The 7458-nt window shown below is 72.3% G+C and carries 4 protein-coding genes; 1 reads left to right on the top strand and 3 read right to left on the bottom strand.

The window, feature by feature from the left end; translation table 11 throughout:
- A partial coding sequence (locus WG209_RS17805) for a HEAT repeat domain-containing protein (RefSeq protein ID WP_337176428.1) occupies positions 1–1524 on the bottom strand: 1524 nt, incomplete at its 3' end.
- Positions 1525–1647: 123 nt separating this feature from the next.
- Entirely contained in the window at positions 1648–3477 is a 1830-nt protein-coding gene (locus WG209_RS17800) for a UbiD family decarboxylase (protein ID WP_337176427.1), read from the bottom strand.
- A gap of 151 nt (positions 3478–3628) precedes the next feature.
- Between WG209_RS17800 and ltaE the strand changes: the two genes are divergently transcribed.
- A complete protein-coding gene (gene ltaE, locus WG209_RS17795; protein ID WP_337176426.1) occupies positions 3629–4690 on the top strand; it encodes a low-specificity L-threonine aldolase in 1062 nt (353 codons plus the stop codon).
- Positions 4691–4830: 140 nt separating this feature from the next.
- On the opposite strand, the gene WG209_RS17790 is transcribed toward ltaE, so the two are convergent.
- Entirely contained in the window at positions 4831–7032 is a 2202-nt protein-coding gene (locus tag WG209_RS17790) for a hypothetical protein (protein ID WP_337176425.1), read from the bottom strand.
- Positions 7033–7458 lie beyond the last annotated feature (426 nt).

Below are 7458 nucleotides of genomic sequence, written 5' to 3'. Positions count from 1 at the left end.
GCGGCGGACGTCCGCCGCCGGATCCTCCAGGAGGGCCGTCAGCGCGGCGAGGGTGGGCCCGACCTCGCCACCGACCGACCCCAGGGCGCGGGCCACCTCGCGGCGGAACGTCTCGTCCCCGGCCGTGGAGAGCGCGACGAGCTTCGGGGCCGTCGCCGACGCCGCGTGGCCGACGGTCCCCAGGGCCGCCACCGCCGCCATCTGGACGGCGTCCGATTCATCCCCCATCGCCGCGTCCAACGCCGCGACGATCGCGTCGATCGGCGTGCTCGCCGGCGCGATGGCGCCGGGCGCCTTCCGCCGCCGGGCGAACCAGCGGTTCCGACGGCGCAACGGCGGCAGCGGCGATCGCTTGCGCGCGCTCGTCGCGGCGTGCTCGCCCAGCCGGCCCAGCGCCTCGACGACCGCCTGGCGCACCGAGTCGTCGGGGTCGTCGACGCGGGCCAGCAGTCGGCCCAGCTCCTCGATCGCGTTCAGGCGGCCCAGGACCGCGGCCGAGATCTCGCGGACGTGCGCGTGCGGGTCGGCCAGGTGCCGCCCCAGCGACGGGATGATCGCCGGCCCCATCGTCTCCATCACCAGCGGCAGCCGGTCGCGCTGCTCCCTCGTCAGCGACTCCACCGACCGCAGCGACCGCAGCAGCGGGTCGACCGCCGTCACGCCGAAGACCGGCAGCGCCCCGCGGGCCCGCTCGTGGATCGGCTCGTGCGGGCTCCAGAAGTCCGAGATCGTCTCCGCCAGAGCCTTCCCCTGCCGCAGCGACGCGAATACCTGGTGCAGCAGGACGAACGTGAAGAACAGCTTGAACCCGGCCGCCAGCGCCTTGGCGGGGGGGGCCGCCGCGACCACCGGCTGCGCCCCCAGGACGCGATGCGTCCGGGCCAGGTCCAGCACGTCCACCAGGTTCATCACCGAAGCCACGGCGAACGCCAGGAAGTCCACGTACACCGGCTCGCCGACGTCCTCGGGGACCTCGTACCAGCCCCGCCCGACCGTCTCGTACAGCCCCTCGTTCAGCATCGCGAACCCGACGATCGCCGCGAGCGACGCGCAGATCAGCAGCGGGATCCGCACCTGACGCCCGTAACGCTTCAGGTACTCCGCCGGTCGCTGCCCCTTCTGGACGTTGTGGAGCGTCTTGTAGCCGCGCTCGACCTCGCTCCGCTCCCGATCGATGAACATGTAGGCGAAGCACGCCGACGCCCCGACGACGATGAGCGAGACCCCAGAGACGAGCTGCGCCGCCGGCACCCCGCCCCCGACGACCTCCCCGCCGATCCAGATGGCGACGGCGATCGCCAGGAAGTGCTCCCAGGAGGCCCACCCGAGGATCAACTCCCACGTCAGGAACCCCAGCCGCACGACCGTCGTGACGACCAGGCCGATCGTCCGCACCAACAGGCCGATCACCCCCACCTGGAACAGGATCCCGGCGGCGATCCCGGCCGCGGCCAGGACCCCCAGCAGCAGGTAAGAGGTGCGCACGTGCTCCAGGTCCACCATCAACCGCGAGGCGTCCATCATGGTCGGCGAAGACCTCCGATCGGGGCCGGGACGGGGCCTGGGCGCGACGACGCGCCGGGGACCGCCGCTCTCGCGGCCCGCGCGGAGTTCCCATGGCAATTCCGATGCCGGACGCCCGGTCGCTCAGTAGACGCCGTGCAGCGGGCCCCCCGGCGCGGCCATCTCGTCGACCCGGCGCTCCACCTCCGGGTCGTCCTCCAGCGGCGGGGCGTGTCGCGGCTTGATCCGCGCGTCGATCACCAGCGGCCCGGAGCAGCCCCAGTGCTTCTCGTGGACGAACGAGCCGACGCCGTGGACGTCGGCCGCCGGGTTCGATCGCGTGAAGACCACCCAGAGGAAGTCGCGGAGCGATCGCGCCGCGAACTGGGCGTCGTCGACCAGCGCGATCAGCGGGAACGCCCGGATCGGGTCGTCGGGCCCGATGGACTCGGTGAACGACTCGATCCGCGTCGCGTCCGGGTCGTACTTCGGCGCGGTCACGGCCAGGACGCCGGGGAGGACGAGCCGGGCGTCGGGGAAGCCGTCGGGGAGCCGCATCCCGGCGGGGATCTCGGTCGGCAGCTCGCGGCGCCTCGGGCCGGCGGCGGCGATCACCAACTTGGAGCCCTGGTTCAGCCCGTGGCCGGTATAGTCGAGCGTGTCGATCGTGGTGCGGGTCTGGAAATGCAGGTCGTTGTTCCAGTCGACCCTCTCCAGCAGGTGCCGGAGGAAACCGGCGATGTCGTTCACGTCCAGCCCGGGGTCGTCCTCGCGGGCGACGATGAGCAGGTACTTCGCCAGCGAGAGCTGCCCCTGTCCCAGCACGGCGTTGGCGACGGTCAGGATCTCCTGCGGCCGGCGGACTTCGGCGTACGGGACGTAACGCTCGGAGGCGATCGCCAACAGCAGGGGATGCACCCCAGCGGCGTCGACGGCGTGGACGGCGTGCAGCCCGGCGATCACCGTCGGGATGATCGGCGCGGTCAGGTCGTGGATCAGCTCGCCGAAGGACGTGTCCTCCTGCGGAGGCCGGCCGACGGTCGTGAACGGCCAGATGGCGCCCTCGCGGTGGTACACGGCCTCCACCCGCATGACCGGGAAGTCGTGCGCCAGGCTGTAGTAGCCCAGGTGGTCGCCGAAGGGGCCCTCGGGCTTGCGGACGTTCGGATCGATGTATCCCGAGATGACGAAGTCGGCCTCCGCGGGCATCGCGAGCCGGCCTTCCGGCGCGACCATCGCCACCCGACGCCCCCCGAGCGCCCCGGCGAAGGCCAGCTCGGGCAGCCCCTCCGGCAGCGGCATGACGGCCGCGACGGTCAAGGCGGGCGGCCCGCCGACGACCACGTTGACCCGCAGCCGCTCGCCGCGACGGATCGCCGCCGCGTGATGGACCCCGATCCCGCGATGGATCTGGTAATGCAGCCCGACCTCGCGGTCGGTCTCGTACTCGTTCCCGGAGAGCTGCACGCGGTACATCCCCAGGTTCGACTTCGCCAGGCCGGGGCGGTCGGGGTCCTCGGTGTAGACCAGCGGCAGGGTCACGAACGGGCCGCCGTCCCTCGGCCAGGAGGTCAGCGCGGGGAGCTGGGAGATGGTGGTCCGGCCGGCCAGGATCGGCCCGCGCCGGACCTTCCTCGGCAGCAGGCGCAGCGAGGTCAGCGGCACGCCCCGATACCGCCATGGGCGCCGGAAGCCGGCCGACGGGTCGACCTTCAATTCGACGAGCCGCGCGACGGCGTCGAGCGTGTCGCGGAAGAGGTGGCGGGCCCGCTCGATCGTCCCGAACAGGTTGCCGACCATCGGGAACGGCGTCCCCTTGACCCTGGGGAAGAGCAGGGCGGGGCCGCCGGCCTGGTACACCCGGCGCTGGATCGCGCCGACCTCGAGGTAGGGGTCGACCTCGCGGTCGACGACCACGAGCTCGCCGGTCCGGCGAAGGTCCTGGACGCACTCGGCCAGCGAACGATAACCCATCCGTGCGGATCCTCGCGAAGTGGGGATGAGGCGGGAAACTCCAAGGATACGCCGACGAGCCCGCCGCGTCGACCCGTTGACCCGGCGCGGCCCGGGCGCGGACAATCGGGCGGAGCGAACGACCCGAATCCCGCCCCGGAGAGTCCCGCCGATGAGCCGCCCGCCGATCGACCTGCGATCCGACACCGCGACCAGGCCCACATCCGCCATGCGGAGGGCCATGACCGAGGCCGAGGTGGGCGACGACGTCCTCGACGAAGACCCGACCGTCCACGCGCTCGAGGCCCGCACGGCCGAGCTGCTGGGGAAGGAGGCGGCCATCTTCACGCCGTCGGGCACGATGGCGAACCAGATGGCCGTGGGCGTCCACTGCCATCCCGGCGACGAGCTGCTCTGCTCGGCGACGTCGCACCTCTACGTCTGGGAGGCCGGCGGGATCGCCCGGCTCTGGGGCGTCACCCCGCGCACGTTCGCGGGCGACGACGGCCTGCTGACGCTCGGCGAGATCGAGGACGCCGTCCGGCCCGACGACCAGCACCTGGTGCGCACCCGGCTGGTGACGCTGGAGAACACCCATAACCGAGGCGGCGGCCGGGTCCACCCGATCGAGCAAGTCCGGGCCATGTCCGAGTGGGCGCGGGGCAATGGCCTGGCGATGCACCTGGACGGCGCTCGGCTGATGAACGCCGTGGTCGCGTCGGGCGTCCCGGCCGCCGAATGGGGCCGGTCGTTCGACACGGTGGCGATCTGCTTCTCCAAGGGCCTGGGGGCCCCGATCGGCTCGGCGCTGGCCGGGCCGGCGGAGGCGATCGCCCGCGCCCGCAAGCTGCGGAAGCTGCTCGGCGGCGGGATGCGGCAGGCGGGGGTGATCGCCGCGGCGGCGCTGCACGCGCTGGAGAACCACGTCGATCGGCTCGCCGAGGACCATCGCAACGCCCGCCTGCTGGCCGAGGCGTTCACCGCCGCCCCCGGCCTCCGCCCGGAGATCTGGCCGGAGACGAACCTCGTGTGGGTGACGGTCGACCCGGAGCTGGGGACCGCGGCCGACGTCGTCGCCTGCCTGAAGTCGCGCGGGGTGCTGGCCTCGGCCCTGGGCCCCCAGACCCTCCGCGCCTGCACCCACCTGGACGTCTCCCGCGAGGACGCCGAGCGCGCCGCCGAGGTCATCCGCTCGCTCGACCCGGAAGCCGTCGCCGCGACCCCGGCGGCGTGATGACGGCGGGCGGAAGCCGCCATGGCGACGGCCTTCGCCTCCGGCGGAGAGCATCGTTTCTTCCGGTCACGCGAAAAGGCCGAGGCGTCCCGGAGGACGCCTCGGCCTTTGGCTTTCATCCGCTACGACGGCTCGGCGCGTCAGTACCCTTCGGTCACCACGGCCGCCTGGGCGGGGACGTGGACCTCGACGGGGAACGTGGCGACGGCGGCGGCCGGCTCGGCCTGCGCGACGGCCGGGACGGGCATCGGCTCGGCCGTGCGGACCAGGTTGATCCGCATCCAGCCCGAGGGGTCGACCGGCGAGATCGAGCTGATGGCCAGGCCGGGGAGCCGGACGTTGTTGATCTCGGTGTCGATCGGCTGCGACCGCAGCTTGGCGAGCACCGTGGTGATGACCAGCGCCCCGCTGAAGCGGTTCAGCGGCCGGGCCTCGGCCTCGGACTCGTTGATCGCCAGGACCTCCGCGTTGGGCGGGACGGTGATGTCCTCGACCTTCGCGTTGACGTGGTACGAGTCGGCCGCGCGGGGCGTGATGTTGTAGGAGAGGGCGATCTCCGTCCTGGGCAGACGGACGCGCAGGATCTTGGCGTTGCCGACGGCCGAGCCCCCCTGGCTGTTGGGGTCCGGCGCGGGGACGTCGATCTCCACGTCATTCACCAAAGCGACGAGGAAGCCGCGGGCGTCGGCCGCGAACTCCGGCGCCTGGGACGGCCGGCGGATCCGGATGGCCTGCACCTTCGGGTTGTTCGCCGCGCGGGCCTCGTCGACGGCCTTCATGTAGGTCGGGAAGTCGACGTTGCGGGTGATCGTCACGGCCTCGGCCGGCGGGGCGTCGGCCGGCACGTCATGGGTGACGATCATGATGTTCTCGACCTGCTGGACCTCCGGGCGGCGGAACAGGGCGTCGGCCGCGCCGGTCAGGACCGAGCCGACGTGGATGTCGGCGGTGAGCCCGGAGTCGGGGGCGGCCAGCCGAGTCGGCTGCGGCGCGTCGGCCCCGCGCTGGGCCTCGCCGTCGCGAGGCTGGAGCAGGCCGCCGACGTAGACCGCCTCGGGCCGCGACTGCATCGTCAGCCCGGAGACCAGGAAGTCCTGGATCGCCAGGATGTTGTTGCCGACGAGGAACCGCCGGATGTCGGCGTTGCGCTGCGCCAGCTCCACCGCGATCCGCTCCTCGGCCTCCTCCTGCGCCTCCCGGGGGATGCGCTGCTGGAACTCGGGCAGGGCGTTCTGGTAGACCTCGTTGTTGATCCGTTCCTGGCTGAAGCCCACCAGCCCGGCGATGGCCCGGGTCAGCCCGCCGCCCGGCTGGGGCGCGGAGCAGACCTGGACGTTGACGTTGTGCGTGGCGGCCGGCGTCAGCGACAGCCCTTGCGGGCTCAGCAGCGCGTAGATGGTCTGCTCGGCCCAGTCGAAGCTGGTCGCCGAGAACTGGTACATCCGCGCCGCGCGCTGGCCCTGCGGGTCGGAGGCCACCTGCTGCTGGAAGTCGTGGATCGGGGTCGTGCTCTGGAGGGCCTGGCTGTTGTAGAACGCGATCCCCTGGTCGCTATGCATCAGGCCGAACCCGGTCTTCGGCCCCGCCGTCACCTGCGACCAGTAGCCCTTGCGGTAGACGGGGCCGCTCGTCACCAGGTTGCTGTCCAGGAACGGCTGGACGATGGAGACGTCGGCGGTGATGTCCAGGTTGGGCTGGTTGAACAGGCCGTTGACGGCGTCCTGAAGCTCCGCCGCCGGCTGCCACGGCTGGCTGGCGTTCCGCTCGCTGAGCGAGCCCAGCGTCCGGTGGATCTCCTTCAGCGCGTCGCTCCGCTGGCCCACGGTCCCCGCCGTCTGGTATTGCTTCAGCGCGTTGCCGAGGTCCTCGGCCACGAACGACGACCACTTCGCGCGGTTCCGCTGGACGGCCGGGTCGTCGGTGGGGGGGAGGTTGGCCAGGCGTTCGTTGATGTGTCGCTCGGCCCAGGCCAGCCGGACGCGCGGCCGGAGCCACGACCGCAGCTCCTCGCGGATGGTGTGCGCGGGCTGCCAGCCGACCGACCCCAGCGCCGTCGACATCTGATAGAGCTGATTCAGCGGCGGCAGGCGGTCCTCGGGCGTCTGGGCGTCGGTGTACGCCCGGAGCTGGGTCCGGATCGCGTCGAAGAACAGGCCCCACCCCGGGGCGTTGGGATCCTTGGGCCCGTCGGGGCGCGACCAGGCGTCGGTGACGTCCTGGATCGCCCGCTCGACGTTCGCGTAGGTCGAGGGGGCCGGCGCGGCCGAGAGGCTCGCGCCCCCCAGGGTCCCCAGGACGACGGCCATCGCCCCCAGGAACGTGGTCGACACCATGCGTTGCATATAATCACTCCCTGTTTGATGGCGCGCCCCGGCGCGAGGCCCGCATGACGGTCTATCGCGTGCCCGCGGCCCCCGGTTGACCGATTCCCGGCCGCCCCGAGGCTCCGGAGGCCCGCGTTGACCGTCCCAACGGATGTGAGAATCATCCCGGGTCGCGTCGCCGCAATCTACACAAATTATACCACGCGCGTCAGGACTCCCCGCTTTCCCGCCCGCGGGGAGGCGGGGGCCTGGGATGTCTGTGAGGCGCTTCGTGGCCAACGACTAGCGAATCGCGTTCCGATCGCGAGAAATCGACGGCGACTCGACCCCCCGAGTCGGTCGCCTGCGCGATTCTTCCCGCCCCCCTCCTGGCGTGAGGGCGATGACGACCTCCGCGTCGTGGCGGCGGCGGGGGGGGGCGTGATACGATCCAGGTGCGTCGGC

This window comes from Paludisphaera sp., assembly GCF_037189885.1.
Lineage (GTDB): Bacteria > Planctomycetota > Planctomycetia > Isosphaerales > Isosphaeraceae > Paludisphaera.
The sequence above is the reverse complement of the archived record's forward strand: the minus strand, read 5'-3'. Positions and strand labels throughout refer to the sequence as shown.

Excerpts from the sequence above, each read along its gene's own strand:
- WG209_RS17800 (WP_337176427.1), bottom strand. The coding sequence starts at position 3,477 with ATGGGTTATCGTTCGCTGGCCGAGTGCGTCCAGGACCTTCGCCGGACC.
- ltaE (WP_337176426.1), top strand. The coding sequence starts at position 3,629 with ATGAGCCGCCCGCCGATCGACCTGCGATCCGACACCGCGACCAGGCCC.
- WG209_RS17790 (WP_337176425.1), bottom strand. The coding sequence starts at position 7,032 with ATGCAACGCATGGTGTCGACCACGTTCCTGGGGGCGATGGCCGTCGTC.